This window comes from Methylobacillus sp. DLP286, from assembly GCF_056636515.1.
Map to the genome: position 1 here is coordinate 2,654,629 of NZ_CM153145.1, position 16,011 is coordinate 2,670,639.

Genomic DNA, 16,011 nt, shown 5'->3' on the forward strand with positions numbered 1-16,011 from the left:
GGTGTCACCGGGTCTCAATGCTTCACGGGCGTAGAATCTTGCCAGTGATGAGATCCTGTATGGTCGAAGGTTTGCTCGCGCCTCCAGTCCTGCCGGGCAGTACCCTGACACGGCTGCCGAACAGGCGATGGCATTCGCGAGTGGTTTTGGCCGGAACCCGGCCGTTGTGGTTGGCGCTGGTGGAAACCAGCGCCATGCCAGCGTTGCGGCAGAGATTCGCCGCGAATGGGTTGGCGGTGACGCGCACCGCCAGGGATGTGTGCTTGCCCCTGAGCAATGCAGGGCAGCGTTGCGACGCAGGCACCAGCCAGGTATGCGGTCCGGGCCAGCGGGTGAACATGTGCTGTTTCTGTTCTTTCGTGACCGGCGCGATCAGTTTGCGCAATTGCGCAAATTGGTGTGCAATCACGATCAGCCCCTTGCGCTGCGGGCGGCCCTTGATGCGCAATAGGCGCTTGAGTGCATGATGGTTGGTGGGGTCGCAACCGAGTCCGAAGCAGGACTCGGTCGGGTAGGCGATGACACCGCCGCTACGCAGGAAATGCTGTAGTGCGCGTGCCTGCATTGTGCTATCTCTTAGGATTTGACGGCGCGATAGCCGATGTCGGTGCGGAACTGCATGCCGTCGAACTTGATGCCGTCGGCAATCTTGTATGCCTGGGACTGGGCATACTTCACGGTTTCGCCCAGCGCCGCCACGCACAATACGCGCCCGCCGCTGGTGACGACCTTGCCGTCCTTGATGACGCTGCCGGCGTGGAATACATGGGCGTCCGTGAGTTCTTTCGGCAGTCCGGTGATCTCATCGCCCAGGCGCGGGGTGTCGGGATAGTTGGCGGATGCCAGCACGACGCCGAGCGCGCTACGGCGGTCCCAGTCAGTCTTGGCCTCATTCAACGTGCCGTTGACCGCATGCTCCACCAGGCCGACCAGATCGCTCTTGAGGCGCAGCATGATGGGCTGGGTTTCCGGGTCGCCCATGCGGCAGTTGAATTCCAGGGTCTTGACGCTGCCGTCCTCGCCGATCATGAGGCCGGCATAGAGGAAGCCGGTATAGGGAATGCCGTCTTTCGCCATGCCGGCCACGGTAGGGTCGATGATCTCGCGCATAACCTTGGCGTGGATATCCGGCGTGACGACGGGAGCGGGGGAATACGCGCCCATGCCGCCGGTGTTCGGGCCTTGGTCGCCGTCCAACAGGCGCTTGTGGTCCTGGCTGGTGGCGAGCGGCAGAATATGTTTGCCGTCGACCATGACGATGAAGCTGGCTTCCTCGCCGGTGAGGAATTCCTCGATCACCACGCGCGCGCCAGCAGCGCCGAGCTTGTTGTCGGCAAGCATGGCGTCGATCGCGGCATGCGCCTCGTCTTCATTCATCGCGACCACCACGCCCTTGCCTGCGGCCAGGCCGTCGGCCTTGATCACGATAGGGGCACCTTGCCGCTCGACGTAGTCATGCGCGGCGGTGGCATCGGTGAACGTGGCGTAGGCCGCGGTCGGGATGTTGTGGCGGATCATGAACGCCTTGGCGAAATCCTTGGAGCTCTCGAGCTGCGCGGCGGCCTGTGTCGGGCCGAAAATCTTCAGGCCGGCGGCGCGGAACGCATCGACCACACCCTGCGACAACGGAGCCTCTGGGCCGACGACGGTGAGTCCGATCTGCTCCTTCTGCGCAAACTCGACCAGCTCGGAAACTTTGGTGATGGGCACGTTGACCATATCGGGGTCAAGCGCGGTGCCTGCATTGCCCGGCGCCACAAATACGCGGCTGATCCGCTCGCTCTGCGCGAGCTTCCATGCCAGTGCGTGCTCACGTCCGCCGCCGCCTATCACTAGAACTTTCATCTTTACCCTTTGATTATCAATTAGCCAAACACGCTGATATTTTAACGTTTCCTGGTTTTATGTGGCTTCAACCAGCAGAGTCATTGGCAAAGCGTTGCTGGCAAGGCGCACCGACGCAGACAGTACAAACGAGTACGGCAAGGAGGTGCAACGCAGCCAGCGGCGCTTTGCCAGTGACGATCAATGGCGGAAGTGGCGGATGTTGGTGAACACCATCACCAGCCCATGCTCATCCGCCGCCGCAATCACCTCGTCGTCGCGGATGCTGCCGCCCGGCTGGATCACGCAGGTGGCGCCGGCTTCCGCCAGGACGTCCACGCCGTCGCGGAACGGGAAGAACGCATCGGACGCCACGGCGGAGCCTTGCAAGGTCAGCCCGGCATTCTGCGCCTTGATCGCGGCGATCTTGGTGCTGTCGACGCGGCTCATCTGCCCTGCGCCCACGCCCAGGGTCATGCCGTTGCCGCAGAAGACGATGGCGTTGGATTTCACGTACTTGGCGACGCGCCAGGCGAACAGCAGGTCTTCCAGTTGTTCCGGCGTCGGTTGCTTCTTGGTGACCACCTTGATGTCATCAATGCTGATTTCATGGTTGTCCGCGGTCTGGATCAACAGCCCGGAACCGACGCGCTTGGTGTCGTGCGAGTTGCGGCCACGGCTCCATGCGCTGTCGCCACCGCTTGGCAATGCAATCTTGAGCACGCGCACATTGGCCTTGGCTTTGAATATCTCCAGGGCTTCCTCGGTATAGTCCGGCGCGATCAATACTTCGACGAACTGCTTGGAAACGGCTTCTGCCGCTGCGCCGTCCAGAGTGTGGTTGAATGCGATAATGCCGCCGAACGCGGAGGTCGGATCGGTCTGGAACGCCTTCTGGTAGGCTTCGAGCGGGTTGGCGCCCACAGCCACGCCGCAAGGGTTGGCATGCTTGACGATGACGCAGGCGGTGCTGTCGAAGCTCTTGACGCATTCCCAGGCCGCATCGGCATCGGCGATGTTGTTATAGGACAGTTCCTTGCCCTGCAATTGCTGCGCGGTCACGAGCGAGCCGGGCGCAGGGTAGAGGTCGCGGTAGAACGCGGCCTTCTGGTGCGGATTCTCGCCGTAGCGCAGGTCCTGTACCTTGACCAGGCGGCCATTGGCCTGGTCGGGGAATTCATTGCGCGTGCCGTCTGCGTTGAAGGAGGACAGGTAGTCGCTGATCGCGCCGTCGTAGTTGCTGATGCGGTTGAACGCGGCGACGGACAAGGCAAAGCGCGTCGCCTTGCTGGTGGCGCCGTTGGTGCTGCGCATTTCCGCCAGCACTTCCTCGTATTGCGAGGCGTCGGTCAGCACCGCGACGTCCTGCCAGTTCTTGGCGGCGGAACGCACCATGGCCGGGCCGCCGATGTCGATGTTCTCGATCGCGTCTTCCAGCGTGGCGTCAGGACGCGCCACGGTGGCCTCGAACGGATAGAGGTTGACCACCAGCAGATCGATATTCGGGATGCCGGCAGCCTGCATCGCGGCCACATGTTCCGGCAGGTCGCGGCGGCCCAGCAGGCCGCCATGCACCTTGGGATGCAGGGTCTTGACCCGGCCGTCGAGCATTTCCGGGAAACCGGTGTAGTCGCTGACTTCGATCACGGCGATGCCATTGTCGCGGAACAGCTTCGCTGTGCCGCCAGTGGAGAGGATTTCAACGCCAAAGCCTGAAAGGGCCTGGGCAAATTCGAGAATGCCGGTTTTATCAGAAACACTGATAAGCGCACGTTTGATAACAGCCATAATGAAAAGCTTCTAACAGAAGAGGTTATTGAAGGTTGTGTTGCTGGAGTTTCTTGCGCAGGGTGTTGCGGTTGAGGCCGAGAATCTCGGCCGCCTTGCTCTGGTTGCCGCCTGCGCGGTTCAAGACATATTCCAGCAAGGGCTTTTCCATGCATTGCAGCACCATGTCGTACACTGCATGGGGAGGCTGCCCGTCGAGGTCCTTGAAGTATTCATCCAAGGCCGCGCGCACGCAGCTGGCGAGATCCTGCTGGCTAGCCATTATGCAGCCATGGCCTCGTCGTCGGTGGCGACGGACTCTGCTTCGTATTGCAGGCGCGCATCACGCTGCTTGAGTTCGCCGAAGAAATCGTTGATGGATTGCAGCTGCTCTTCAATGCTCTGCAATTGGTTCATGTGGTGGCGGAAATTGGCCGACCCGACCAGGCCCTTGGTATACCAGGAGATATGCTTGCGCGCGACGCGCATGCCGGTGAGCTCGCCGTAGAAATTGTAAAGGTCGTGGATATGCTCGAGCATGACCTGGTGGATTTCCTCGACTTCCGGCGCAGGCAGGTGCTCGCCAGTCGCTAGGAAATGTTCCGTTTCGCGGAAAATCCACGGGCGGCCCTGGGCGGCACGGCCGATCATCACGGCGTCGGCCTTGGTGTAGTCGAGCACGAACCTGGCTTTTTCCGGCGTGGTGATGTCGCCGTTGGCGATCAATGGAATCTTGATCGCCTGCTTCACCGCGGCGATGGTGTCGTATTCTGCGTCGCCGGTGTAGAGGCAGGCGCGGGTGCGGCCGTGCATGGCGAGCGCCTGCACGCCGATGTCTTCCGCCATCTTGGCGACGGCGACGGCGTTGCGGTTGTTCTTGTCCCAGCCGGTGCGGATCTTGAGGGTGACCGGCACATCCACGGCATTGACCACTGCCTTGAGAATCTGTGATACCAGCGGCTCGTCCTTGAGCAGCGCGGAGCCTGCCATGACGTTGCAGATCTTCTTGGCGGGACAGCCCATGTTGATGTCGATGATCTGCGCGCCGTTGTCCACGTTGTGCTTGGCGGCCTCCGCCATCATCTTGGGGTCGGCGCCCGCGATCTGCACTGAGATCGGGTCGACCTCGCCTTCGTGGTTGGCGCGACGCAGGGTCTTGGCGCTGCCGTAGAGCAGGGAGTTGGACGTTACCATCTCGCTGACGGCCAGGCCTGCGCCCATCTTCTTGCACAGGACGCGGAAGGGCCGGTCGGTCACGCCCGCCATCGGGGCGACCACCAGATTGTTCTTCAACTTGTAAGGACCGATCTGCACCTGACTATAACCGTATCAATGACGTGGAAAAGCTGCTCATTTTATATGCAAACGCCGGAGTAACAAAGCACATATTGCTGGAGCACAGGAGCGGAAACAGTGGTTGCGGGCAGGGTAAGGCGATGTTTTACTTTAAGTTGCCGACGTAACCCCATGGATAATTTTATATACAGGTTTGTATAGTGTAAGCGCATATCTGCATCGTCAGCTCAGCCGGAACAAGGAAACCGTCCTGCTCAACTGCTGGGCCTGCTCATCCAGCGAATGGGCGGCGGCCATCGCCTGCTCCACCAGGGCGGCGTTCTGTTGCGTCACTTCGTCCATCGCGGTGATGGCGGTATTGATCTGCTGGATGCCGCTGTTCTGTTCATCGGAGGCATGGGCGATCTCGCGCATGATGCCGGAGACGCGCTGTACTGCGGCGACCACCTCTTCCATGGCGCTGCCGGCATCCGAGACCTGTTTCGAGCCTTGCCCGATCTTGGCGACCGAGCCGTCGATCAATTGCTTGATTTCCTTGGCGGCACTGGCGCTGCGCTGCGCCAGGTTGCGCACTTCCTGCGCCACCACGGCAAAGCCGCGGCCCTGCTCGCCGGCGCGCGCGGCCTCGACCGCGGCGTTGAGCGCGAGGATATTGGTCTGGAACGCAATGCCTTCGATTGCATTGGTGATGTCCGACATCTTGCGCGACTCGTGCGTGATCTGCCGCATGGTGCTGACGGCCCCGGTGACGGTGCTGCTGGCGCGCTCGGCGGTGCTGGAGGCATTGGCGGCCAGCTCGTTGGCCGTTCTCGCGTTGTCGGCGTTCTGGCCCACGGTCGAGGTGAGCTCTTCTATGCTGGCGGCGGTTTCCTCCAGCGATGCCGCCTGGTTTTCCGTCCTTTGCGACAGGTCGCTGTTGCCGAGCGCGATTTCGGAAGAGGCGTTGGAAACGTACTCGCTGCTGGCGCGGATGTCGCTCACCATGTCGCGCAGCTTGTCCTGCATTACCTTCATCGCCTGCAGCATGCTGGAATTGTCGCCCGGCTTGAGCGCGACCTGGGAGGTGAGGTCGCCGCTGGCGATATGGCTGGCCAGGTCGGCGGCATCTCCGGGTTCTCCGCCGATCGGGCGGATCACCATGCGGTCCACCAGGTAGCCCAGCGCCAGCGAAACCACGACGACGCTCAGCAAGCCGATGACGATGGCCGTGTTGCGCAGGCTGTGCACGCCTTCGAGTATCTTATCTTCCGGTACGGTGACGGCGAAAGACCATGGCGTCTTGCTCTGAGCGATCGCGATCGGCTGGTAGATCCTCAATACCGTGGTGTTCAATGTCCCGTCCCGGGCGCTGTCCTGGTAGGGCTGTCCGGAAGCGACCGCCTGCCTGATCTTGTCCCAGGCGCCGCCGGTGGGCATGGGTTTGCCCACATTGCCCGCATCGCGGTCGCCGACGTAGCTGCCCTGGTTGGAAACCAGGCTGGCATAGCCGGTGGAGAACGGCTTGACCTCGGCGATGCGCTGCTGGAACTCCGACAGCAGCATGTCCACGCCCGCAACGCCGACCACCGCGCCCTTGTAGCGGATCGGCACCACCATGCTCGTGATCAATACCTTCTTGCCGCCGATCTCGTATTCGTAGGGCTCGAGCAATGTCTCCTCGCCGCTGTCCCGGGCCAGCAGGTAGTAGTCGCCCGCGCCAGGGACGTCGTAGTCGGCCAGCGCCTCGACCGCCACCTGGCCGCCGCCGCGGTTCCAGTAAGGCAGGTAGCGGCCCGTGGCATCGGTGCCCGGCTGGTTGACGAACTCGTTGTCGCGCCCGTCAAATGCATTGGGCTCCCATATGGTCCAGACGCCGACAAATCCCGGATTGCCTTCCAGTACCCGCTTCAGCATGCTGTCGGCAAGCCTGCGGTTTGCCAGCCCGTCGCCGCGAAGCCCCTCCAGGGATTGCGCCAGGGTGCGGGCGGCATCGAAAGCGCTGTCTATCTCGGCCTTGGCTTCGTTGGCGTGTTGCCTCGACAGGGCGCGGGCATACTCGAGCGCCGATTCTTGCTGCAAATGCGATGCTTTGTAAGTCAGTACTGCGATGGTGAGGCTGAAGCCCGCCAGGATCATTGCGATGACGATCAACAAGACCTTGCTGCGCAAGCTGAGATGGTGGAGAGAAAACATGGTTCAAGGCTTAAAAAAATACGGTGTAAGCCTTAAGCAAATAGCATTCCCTGCACTGGCCGAGCTGCGGCACCAATCAATGCGGGCCGTTGCGGCAAGGGATGAGGGCGGCGCAGCCCGGGTTGGTGCATGTGCCGATGCCATGCACCAAGACAGCGCCAGGGCGTGGCCGCGCGGCGTTTATCTCGAAAGGGATGCTCAGCCTTGGTGCGCTGCGAGGCCGGTCAAATTCATGATGTCCAGCGCATTGGCGGTGGCGGCGCCGCGCGCCGTGTTGTCGAAAATGCACCAGGCCGGGCCGCTGGCTGCTTGCAGCGTATTCGCAAGCTGCCTCAAATATGCTTCGGGGTAGGACGAGTAATAGATTTCCGGCGAGCCGTGCAGCCGATAATAACTGAAACCCGGGTCGCCTCCTGGCGCTTCGGCGGTGGGAAATTTGGCTGGGTCCGCTGCCACGCGTGCCAGCCTGAAATCCTGTAGCAGGTGCTCGCCCTGCATTGAAAACCAGCTCGCATGGCGCGGTTCGCATGCCGCCGCGCCAGGGTAATGCTGGCGCAGCAATGTGAAAAACGTCAGTGCGGAAGGCATGTCCAGCGCCAGGCTGGGCGGCAGCTGGACCAGGATGCCGCCCAGCTTGCAGCCTAGCCCGGAGATTTCCTCCAGAAAGCGCAGCAGGCTATCTTCGCAATCGAGCAGCCGGCGCTGATGGGTGATTTCCCGGGGCATCTTGACCCAGAAGCGGAAGCCTTCCGGCACCGTATCCGCCCAGCGCATATAGGTCTTGTGTTGGTGCGGGCGGTAGAAGGACGAGTTGATCTCGACGGTGTCGAACAGCCGCGCATAGCGCTCGAGATGGCTGCCGCCGGGCGGGAACAATGCGGCATGCTGCGGCGGGGTTCCCCAGCCCGCACAGCCTACCCGGATCGCAGGCGCGCCGGCTGCAGGCAAGGGCATCATGTTTTTTTCATGCATGGCTTAGGCATCGTCGAGAGGCGCGTGTCCTTATTCAACATTCAGCCAGCATACTCGATATCTTCCCTATATCCCGCATAAGCCTGGTGGTATTCCATGATGCGGGCGACTTCCAGGATGAAATCCTCGTCATAGCCGGCCCGGCGCAGCAAGTGCAGCCCGACTTCCATGCCCGCGGCAATGCCGCCGCCGGTCACGATGCGGCCGCTGTCCACCACGCGGGCGCTGCTGATTCGACATTGCGGGGCAAGTTTCGCCAGGCGCTCTATGGGGACCATGCCGGCGTTGGACTGCTCGATACGGTCAGGTTCCTTGCGGCTGGTGGCGGGAATGCCGTCCAGCAACGCCATGTTGCCGTAAATCCACGAGCCGGTGCAGACGCTGGTCAGCAGCGTCTGTTCAGGCAGCGAGCGGATATAGTCGTGCAGGCGCTTGTTGTGGATTTCCTGCCGTGTGCCGAAGCCGCCCGGGATAAGGAAGGCATCCATGGCGGGATTGTCCGCGAAGCTGTAGTTGGGCAGTACGGTGAACCCGGCCTGGGTCTGCACCGGGCGAAGGCTGTCGCCGACCAGGAAGGCGTCGAGCTCCGGGTCCAGGCGGCGCGCCACGGAAAACACGCCGTGCGGGGCGGCGTAATCGATGATCTCCGCATCCTTGAATACATAGATGCCGAGCCGGAAGCCGGCGGTTTTTGTCTCGGTTTGGCGTGGTAGGGACATGCTAGGTTCTCCTGTCGGTGGGGGAAACGGTTTCCAGCAACATGGCGGCCAGCTGGCGGGCTTGGGCGGCAGCCTGGCTGCCTGGCGTGACAAGTTCGGTGGCGATGGCGCCTTCCATCAACAAGGCGAAGTGGCGCGCCTGAACGGCAGGCTGCGGCAATCCGGCGGCAATGCAGAGCGTGAGGATGTAGTCGGCCATCCGCTGCTTGTGTTCCGCGGCGATCAGGCGGAAGCCGTGGCCAGGGTCGGAGAATTCGGCCGAGATGTTGATGAAGGCGCAGCCGTGGAAGCCGGGCTCCTCGAACCAGGATTGCAGAAAATCGAACAGTGCGAGCAAGGATTGCCGCGGGCTTTCTGCATGTGCGTCCACAAATGCCCGCAGGCTGCCGAGCCAGCGCTGGTCCCGGAGCTTGAGGAATTCCGCGACCAGCCCGTCCTTGGACTGGAAATGCAGGTACAGGCTTTGCCGGGCGACCAATGCCTCATCCAGGATATCCTCCACCGACGTGGCGTGTACGCCGTTCTGGTAGAACAGCCTGCAAGCTGCTTCCAGCAGCCTGTCCCGGGCGGGGAGGGTCATCGTATCGCTCCAGTAGAATGGTCGTTCTATTAGAGGCCGGCTAGCAATAGACTGTCAATCTACCGTCGAGAGCCTGTTCACGATCATTTCATAGGGCACGTTGCTCCGGCAATGCAGCGGCTGCGCTGCCGGGACAACCCGAAGGGCATGATCCCAACATGTGCCCGCTCCGCGTTACAGATCGTGAACAGGCTCTTATGGCGAGGTCAGTTGCTCCAATTGTGCCAGCCAGGCGAAGGCATGCCGGTTGTTGCTGCCGCACATTTCGATGTCGGGCCGCAAGGAACTGCAGACCGCTGGCCGTTCCGGTTTGCCGAAGATCAGGCAGCGGTTGAGCTCGTCGAGCTGCACGCAGCGCTGTCCTGCTTTCTTGCCTTCCGGCATGCCGGGAATCGGGCTGCTGATCGAAGGGGCGATGCAGCATGCCCCGCACGATGGACGGCAATCCATTGGCTTAGCTTCTCTCGAAAGGTTGCCAGGGGTGGCTCGCCGCATCGAGCGCCTCCTGGATGCGCTGCATGGCGTCGGCGACTGCGGCAGCCTCGCCCTTGACGCCGAGTTCGATGGTGCGCCGTTCATCCAGGCGCGGTAGGCTGAACAGTTTGAGGCTGGGGTATTGCCGCGTGATCTCTTCCATCAGGTCCAGCAACCGGCTTTCTCCCGTGTCGAACACCAGGATGGAGGATTCGGTGGCCGGTTGCAGGTGGAACAGGTAGGCGTAATGCGTGTCCAGTATCCATTCCGTCATCGGCCAGGCCATTTCCGGGAAGCCGGGCATGAAATAGTGCCGCCCCAGCGAGAATCCGGGCACGCGGTTCACCGGGTTGGGGATCAAGGCGACGTCCCGGGGAAAATCCGCCATCAACACGCGCTTGGGATAGGCAGCCTCGCCGTAGCGCGCCTCGATTTCGGCCACCGCGCCCGGGTGGCGCGCAATCGGCCGGCCGGCGGCTTCTGCCGCGGCTTGGCGGGTCTGGTCGTCCGGGGTGGCACCTATGCCGCCAAAGCAGAGGACGATGTCGCTGCTCGCCATGGTGCGTTGCAATGTCGCCGCGATCTGCGCCCGGTCGTCCCCGAGGTATTCCGCCCACGACAAGGCGAGGCCTCTTGCGGCCAGCAGCGAGATCGCCTTGGCCAAGTGCGCGTCCTGGCGCTTTCCCGAGAGGATTTCGTCGCCGATGATGATGACGCCGAAGCGCGCTGATGTGGTGTCGGTCATGATGTCGAGGATGAGCTGGTGCGCGGAATTGCTAGGCAGCTAATTTGCCGCAGATAGGTCATGTTATGCAAGTTTTTGCCGTTGAATGGGTAAAATGGCCTGTGTTATTGATAGATCATATATGCCATGAGCAACCCGAAAGAAACCCCCGACGACGAAATCCTCTGCTTTTGCAGCGGAGTGAAGCGCGGCAAGATTCGCGCCTTGCACCGGCAGGGGTTCGATCTGCAGGGCATTGCCGACATGACCGGCGCGTTGACCGGCTGCGGCGGCTGCGAATGGGAGATCGACTATTTCCTCAAGGAGCTGGACAAGGAGCAAGGCAAGTAATCCAATGGCGGCGTCCTGTCCGCAATGCTGAAGCCGCCTTGGAGCGGCCGGCAAAACTCAGCGAAGCGCTCCTGGCTAGCCGCTCTTAATGCGCGGCTTCCCAATTTGAGCCCACGCCCACTTCCGCCAATAACGGCACATCCAGCTCGGCTACGCCCTGCATCAGTTGCGGCAGGGTTTGCTGCACCAATTCCAATTCAGCATCCGGCACTTCCAGCACCAGTTCGTCATGCACCTGCATGATGATCTTGCTGCTGAGCTTATGTTCCTGCAGCCAACTGTCCACGGCGATCATGGCGAGCTTGATCAGGTCGGCCGCGGTGCCTTGCATCGGCGCATTGATGGCCGCGCGCTCCGCGCCCGCGCGGCGCATGCCGTTGGGGCTGTTGATCTCGGGCACCCACAGCCTGCGGCCGAAGAAGGTTTCGACATAGCCTTGCTCCTTGGCCACCATGCGCGTGTTCTGCATGTATTCGCGTACGCCGGGATAGCGCGCGAAATAGCGGTCGATGTAGTTCTGCGCCGCGCTGCGCTCGATGTTGAGATTCTGCGCGAGGCCGAAGGCGCTCATGCCGTAGATCAGGCCGAAGTTGATCACCTTGGCGTAGCGGCGCTGCTCGCTGCTCACTTCGTCGCGTTGCACGCCGAAAATCTCGGCGGCGGTGGCGCGGTGGATATCCTCGCCCTTGGCGAATGCGGATAGCAGCCCTTCATCCTGCGACAAGTGCGCCATGATGCGCAGCTCGATCTGCGAATAGTCGGCGGAAATGATGCGCGACCCTTGCGGGGCGATGAAGGCTTCGCGGATGCGCCGGCCTTCCGCGGTGCGCACGGGGATGTTCTGCAAATTGGGGTCGGAACTGGCCAGGCGTCCGGTGATTGCCACAGCCTGGCTGTAGCTGGTATGCACGCGGCCGGTGGCGGGGTTGATCATGCGCGGCAGCTTGTCGGTGTAGGTCGATTTCAGTTTGGCGAGGCCGCGGTATTCCAATAGCACTTTCGGCAACGGGTAATCCAGCGCCAGCTCCTGCAACACGTCTTCATCGGTGGAGGGCGCGCCGCTCGGGGTTTTCTTGAGCGGCTTGATGCCGAGCTTGCCGAACAGGATTTCCTGCAATTGCTTGGGCGAGCCGAGATTGAACGGCTGCCCCGCGATGTCGTAGGCCTGCTGTTCCAGTTCGATGAGTTTCTGCCCGAGCTCGTGGCTTTGCGCCTGCAGCATGGCCTGATCGATCAGCACGCCGTTGCGCTCTATGATGTAGAGGATGTCGAGCAGTGGCATCTCGATCTGGCGGTAGACGAACTCCAGCTTGTCGTCCGTTTCGATCTGCGGGTACAGCGTCTGGTGCAGTTGCAGGGTGATGTCGGCATCCTCGGCGGCATATTCGGATGCGGTATCGATGCTGATCTGGCTGAACGGCACTTGCTTGGCGCCTTTGCCGGCGATTTGTTCGTAAGTGATGGTCTGCACGCCCAGGTGGCGCATGGCGAGGTCGTCCATGCCGTGGGTGCGGTGGCTTTCCAGTACGTAGGACTGCAACAGGGTATCGTGCGCGATGCCGTTCAACGCAATGCCGTGGTTGGCGAGCACATGCTTGTCGTACTTGAGGTTCTGGCCCAGCTTGGGCAGCGATGCGTCCTCGAGCAGAGGCTTGACCTGCTGCAACACCGCGGCGAAATCTAGCTGCTGCGGGGCGCCGGTGTAGTCGTGCGCGAGCGGCACGTAGGCGGCCTTGCCTGCTTCCACCGAGAACGACATGCCGACCAGCTTGGCCTGCATGGCATCCAGGCTGGTGGTTTCGGTGTCGAAGGCGACCAAGGGCGCCGACTTGAGCAGCAGCAGCCATTTGTCCAGGCTGGCCTGGTCGAGGATGGTCTCGAACTGGTGGTCAGGCACGGCAGCGGCGGAAAACAAGTCGCTGATTGGTGTCAAGGGCGGCGCTAAGGGCTTTGCGGCAGCGCTCTCGTTGCCTCCGGCTTCCAGCTCGCGCCGCCAGGTCTTGAACTCGAAGCGCTCGTAGAGCTCGGCGAGCTTGGCATTGTCGCTTGGCTGGGTAACAAGATCAGTCACCATTTGCGGCAGATCCAGCTTGCAGCGGATGGTGATGAGTTCGCGCCCGGTGGGCAGCCAGTCCAGCGCCTTGCGCAGGTTGTCGCCCACCACGCCGCCGATGTCTGCCGCATTGGCGATGAGGTTTTCTAGCGAGCCGTGCTGGCTGAGCCACTTCACGGCAGTCTTGGGGCCGACCTTCTCCACGCCGGGCACGTTGTCCACGCTGTCGCCGATCAGGGTGAGGTAGTCGATGATCAAGGCGGGGGGGATGCCGAACTTGGCTTCCACGCCTGCTTCGTCCAGCACTTCGTTGGTCATGGTATTGACCAGCTTGACGTGCGGCGTGACGAGCTGAGCCATGTCCTTGTCGCCGGTCGAGATCACCACCTGCATGCCCTGTTCCTCGGCCTGCCGCGCCAGGCAGCCGATCACGTCGTCGGCTTCCACGCCGTCTATCATCAGCAGAGGCCAGCCCATGGCCTTGATCGCCTCATGCAGGGGCTCGATCTGCCGGGAGAGGTCGTCCGGCATCGGCGGGCGGTGCGCCTTGTATTCGGGGTAAATATCGTCGCGGAAGGTTTTTCCCTTTGCATCGAAGACACAGGCGCTATAATCAGCCGGATAGTCCTTGTGCAGGCGGCGCAGCATGTTCAGTACGCCATACATCGCGCCCGTGGGCTCGCCCGCCTTGTTGCGCAGGTCGGGCAGCGCATGAAAGGCGCGATAGAGGTAGGACGAACCGTCTACTAATAACAATGTTTTCATCTTGAACTGGTGTGTAACCTTATGTCAGCTGCTAAAAAACTTCCCAAGATCCTCGACCCCGAGCTCCCCAACAAGAAGTACTCGGCACGTGAATCGTGGCGCGCGTTCGAGATTATGGCAGAATTCGTCGAGGCGACCGAGCGCATGAAGGAAATCACTCCCGCGGTTTCCATCTTCGGCAGCGCGCGCACGCCGCCCGACCATCCCTATTACAAGCTGACGGAAGAGATTGCGCGTCTCCTGTCCGATGCCGGCTTCAGCGTGATTTCAGGGGGAGGCCCCGGCATCATGGAGGCGGCCAACAAGGGCGCATACAAGGGCAGGTCGCCCAGCATCGGCCTCAATATCGAATTGCCGCACGAGCAGAAAGGCAACCCCTACCAGGACATCAGCCAGAACTTCCAGCACTTTTTCATGCGCAAGGTGATGTTCGTCAAATACGCCTCGGCCTATGTAGTGATGCCGGGCGGTTTCGGTACGCTGGATGAGCTGATGGAAGCGCTTACTCTCATCCAGACGGCCAAGACGAGAAGGATTCCATTGATATTGGTACATGAGCCGTTCTGGCGCGGCATGCTGTCATGGATACGCGAGACCCTGGGCGCCGAGGGCATGATTTCGCCGGAAGACCTCGATTTGCTGCAGGTGATCGACAAGCCCCATGAAATCGTCGAAGCTATCTTCAAGCATTATGAGACCAGGGGCTTCGAGCCATCGCCGGCGGAGCAGCAAATCATGCAGTTTTATCTGTAGGCGAATCAAAGTTTGGCGGCGGTTGCCGACCATTCCAATATCTTGTTGTTAATAAGCAACAACGCCCTTTTGGCGGATGGGCCTATTTGATAGAATTGCTGCATTATTCTGAGCCGAGGTTGTCATGCGTACCCATAAAATTTTGCTGATGTTGGCGCTTCTCCTGCCGCTGATGGCCTCTGCTGCGGACATCCCCGACAACCTGGAGCCTTTGCCCGAGGCGCCACCGCCGCCGGAAGGGATGGAGGGAGAGAATCCTGAGCCTGAAGTCACCATTACCAAGCGAGGCGAAGATACGGTCGAGGAATACCGCATCAACGGCAATCTCTACATGATGAAGGTAACTCCCAAAGTGGGCGCCCCTTATTATCTGACCAAAGATGATTCAAATGCTGGCTGGGCCCGTAGCGAAGGCGATATCGCGCCTACGGTCAGCATCCCCAAGTGGGTATTGTTCCGGTTCTGACCGTCAAGCATTGATGCCCGGAGAGGGTGGCGCTTGACCCTCTCTTCAACCTTCCCCGGTTTTTCCAAAAGTTTTCTATGTCCGTATTCACCACCGTTTCATTCGAGCAGATGCAGCAATGGCTCAAAGGCTATGACCTGGGGGAGTTGCTTGACCTGCAGGGGATCGCGTCCGGCATCACCAATACTAATTATTTCGTCACCACCGGCAGCGGGCGTTATGTGCTGACGTTGTTTGAAGAGCATAGCGCGGAAGAGCTGCCCAATTTCCTCGACCTGATGACGCACTTGGCCGAACGCGGCATTCCGTGCCCGCATCCGGTCAAGAACATTGCAGGCCAGGCGCTTGGCGAACTGAACGGCAAGCCTGCCGCGCTGGTGAGCTGCCTGGCGGGAAAGTCGCTGGACAACCCCTCGCCGCGGCATTGCGCCGCGATTGGCGAAGTGCTGGCGCGCATGCATCTGGCCGGCGCATCGTTCGAGGCCAGCATGAGCAACCTGCGCTGCCAGCGTTGGCGCATTGCCACGGCTGCCAAGGTGGCGCCTTTCCTGGAGGCGGAAAACCGCCGCATGCTGGATGCGCAGCTCGAGTTCGAGCAGGCGTTCGACACCAGCGCATTGCCGCGCGGGGTGATCCATGCCGACTTGTTCCGCGACAATGTGCTGATGGACGGGGACAAGGTAGGCGGCGTCATCGATTTCTACTATGCCTGCAACGATGTGCTGTTGTACGACATTGCGATTGCGGTCAACGACTGGTGCGTCAACGCCGATGGCACGCTGGATTCCGGCCGGGTGCGGGCGTTTCTCGATGCCTATCATGCAGTGCGGCCCCTCACTGAAGAGGAGCATGCCGCCTGGCCCGGGATGTTGCGCGTTGCCGCCATGCGCTTCTGGCTGTCGCGCCTTAATGACCTGCATTTTCCCCAGGCCGGCGAACTTACCCACGCCAAGGATCCGGATTACTTCGAGCGCATCCTGCGCAATGCTATCGCGGCACGCGAGCAGATACTGGCGGCCTGGGTCGATGCAAATTAACCTGTTCGTGGCTCAAGGCAATAAAATGATCATGCCGGCGCGGCATTGCCGGCTACTT

Annotated in this window: 16 protein-coding genes; 4 read left to right on the top strand and 12 right to left on the bottom strand. The window is 61.3% G+C overall.

Features of this window, described 5'->3' with window-relative positions; genetic code table 11:
* Positions 1-22: 22 nt before the first annotated feature.
* The 11 genes from tsaC to ACWXTG_RS12785 form a co-directional block, all read right to left on the bottom strand.
* The gene (tsaC, locus tag ACWXTG_RS12735) at positions 23-565 is read right to left on the bottom strand and encodes an L-threonylcarbamoyladenylate synthase type 1 TsaC (RefSeq protein WP_407994610.1); all 543 of its coding nucleotides are present in this window, start codon (positions 563-565) and stop codon (positions 23-25) included.
* Positions 566-576: 11 nt separating this feature from the next.
* Positions 577-1,845 carry a phosphoribosylamine--glycine ligase gene (gene purD, locus ACWXTG_RS12740; RefSeq protein ID WP_480220090.1) on the bottom strand — a complete coding sequence of 423 codons (1,269 nt, stop codon included), beginning with the start codon at positions 1,843-1,845 and terminating at the stop codon, positions 577-579.
* Between the two features lie 180 nt (positions 1,846-2,025).
* The gene (purH, locus tag ACWXTG_RS12745) at positions 2,026-3,612 is read right to left on the bottom strand and encodes a bifunctional phosphoribosylaminoimidazolecarboxamide formyltransferase/IMP cyclohydrolase (RefSeq protein ID WP_480220091.1); all 1,587 of its coding nucleotides are present in this window, start codon (positions 3,610-3,612) and stop codon (positions 2,026-2,028) included.
* A 25-nt stretch (positions 3,613-3,637) separates the two neighbouring features.
* Positions 3,638-3,874: a Fis family transcriptional regulator gene (locus ACWXTG_RS12750; RefSeq protein WP_309564245.1), complete on the bottom strand. Its 237-nt coding sequence runs from the start codon at positions 3,872-3,874 to the stop codon at positions 3,638-3,640.
* Entirely contained in the window at positions 3,874-4,905 is a 1,032-nt protein-coding gene (dusB, locus tag ACWXTG_RS12755) for a tRNA dihydrouridine synthase DusB (protein WP_480220092.1), read from the bottom strand. Before dusB ends, ACWXTG_RS12750 begins: the two co-directional genes overlap by 1 nt.
* Positions 4,906-5,109: 204 nt before the next feature.
* On the bottom strand, positions 5,110-7,059 hold the full coding sequence (locus ACWXTG_RS12760; RefSeq protein WP_480220093.1) for a methyl-accepting chemotaxis protein: 1,950 nt from the start codon (positions 7,057-7,059) through the stop codon (positions 5,110-5,112).
* Between the two features lie 198 nt (positions 7,060-7,257).
* The gene (locus ACWXTG_RS12765; RefSeq protein WP_480220094.1) at positions 7,258-8,016 is read right to left on the bottom strand and encodes a DUF72 domain-containing protein; all 759 of its coding nucleotides are present in this window, start codon (positions 8,014-8,016) and stop codon (positions 7,258-7,260) included.
* Between the two features lie 56 nt (positions 8,017-8,072).
* Positions 8,073-8,750 carry a DJ-1/PfpI family protein gene (locus ACWXTG_RS12770; RefSeq protein ID WP_480220095.1) on the bottom strand — a complete coding sequence of 226 codons (678 nt, stop codon included), beginning with the start codon at positions 8,748-8,750 and terminating at the stop codon, positions 8,073-8,075.
* A gap of 1 nt (position 8,751) precedes the next feature.
* Complete coding sequence (locus tag ACWXTG_RS12775) at positions 8,752-9,330, bottom strand: TetR/AcrR family transcriptional regulator (protein WP_480220096.1); 579 nt, start codon at positions 9,328-9,330, stop codon at positions 8,752-8,754.
* A gap of 195 nt (positions 9,331-9,525) precedes the next feature.
* Complete coding sequence (locus tag ACWXTG_RS12780; protein WP_480220097.1) at positions 9,526-9,780, bottom strand: YkgJ family cysteine cluster protein; 255 nt, start codon at positions 9,778-9,780, stop codon at positions 9,526-9,528.
* Positions 9,781-9,784: 4 nt separating this feature from the next.
* Positions 9,785-10,549, bottom strand: a complete 765-nt coding sequence (locus ACWXTG_RS12785) for a competence/damage-inducible protein A (protein ID WP_480220098.1) — start codon at positions 10,547-10,549, stop codon at positions 9,785-9,787.
* Between the two features lie 126 nt (positions 10,550-10,675).
* On the opposite strand from ACWXTG_RS12785, the gene ACWXTG_RS12790 reads away from it, so the two are divergent.
* On the top strand, positions 10,676-10,879 hold the full coding sequence (locus ACWXTG_RS12790; RefSeq protein WP_309564253.1) for a (2Fe-2S)-binding protein: 204 nt from the start codon (positions 10,676-10,678) through the stop codon (positions 10,877-10,879).
* An 85-nt stretch (positions 10,880-10,964) separates the two neighbouring features.
* On the opposite strand, the gene polA is transcribed toward ACWXTG_RS12790, so the two are convergent.
* Positions 10,965-13,697 (bottom strand): DNA polymerase I, encoded by a 2,733-nt coding sequence (polA, locus tag ACWXTG_RS12795; RefSeq protein WP_480220099.1) that lies wholly within the window; start codon positions 13,695-13,697, stop codon positions 10,965-10,967.
* A 21-nt stretch (positions 13,698-13,718) separates the two neighbouring features.
* Here polA and ACWXTG_RS12800 point away from each other — a divergent pair, with 21 nt between their 5' ends.
* The 3 genes from ACWXTG_RS12800 to thrB all read left to right on the top strand — a co-directional run bounded on the left by ACWXTG_RS12800 (position 13,719) and on the right by thrB (position 15,953).
* A complete protein-coding gene (locus tag ACWXTG_RS12800) occupies positions 13,719-14,450 on the top strand; it encodes an LOG family protein (protein WP_309564255.1) in 732 nt (243 codons plus the stop codon).
* A gap of 124 nt (positions 14,451-14,574) precedes the next feature.
* Entirely contained in the window at positions 14,575-14,916 is a 342-nt protein-coding gene (locus ACWXTG_RS12805) for a DUF2782 domain-containing protein (RefSeq protein WP_309564256.1), read from the top strand.
* A gap of 77 nt (positions 14,917-14,993) precedes the next feature.
* Entirely contained in the window at positions 14,994-15,953 is a 960-nt protein-coding gene (gene thrB / locus ACWXTG_RS12810; RefSeq protein WP_480220100.1) for a homoserine kinase, read from the top strand.
* Positions 15,954-16,011: the final 58 nt, after the last annotated feature.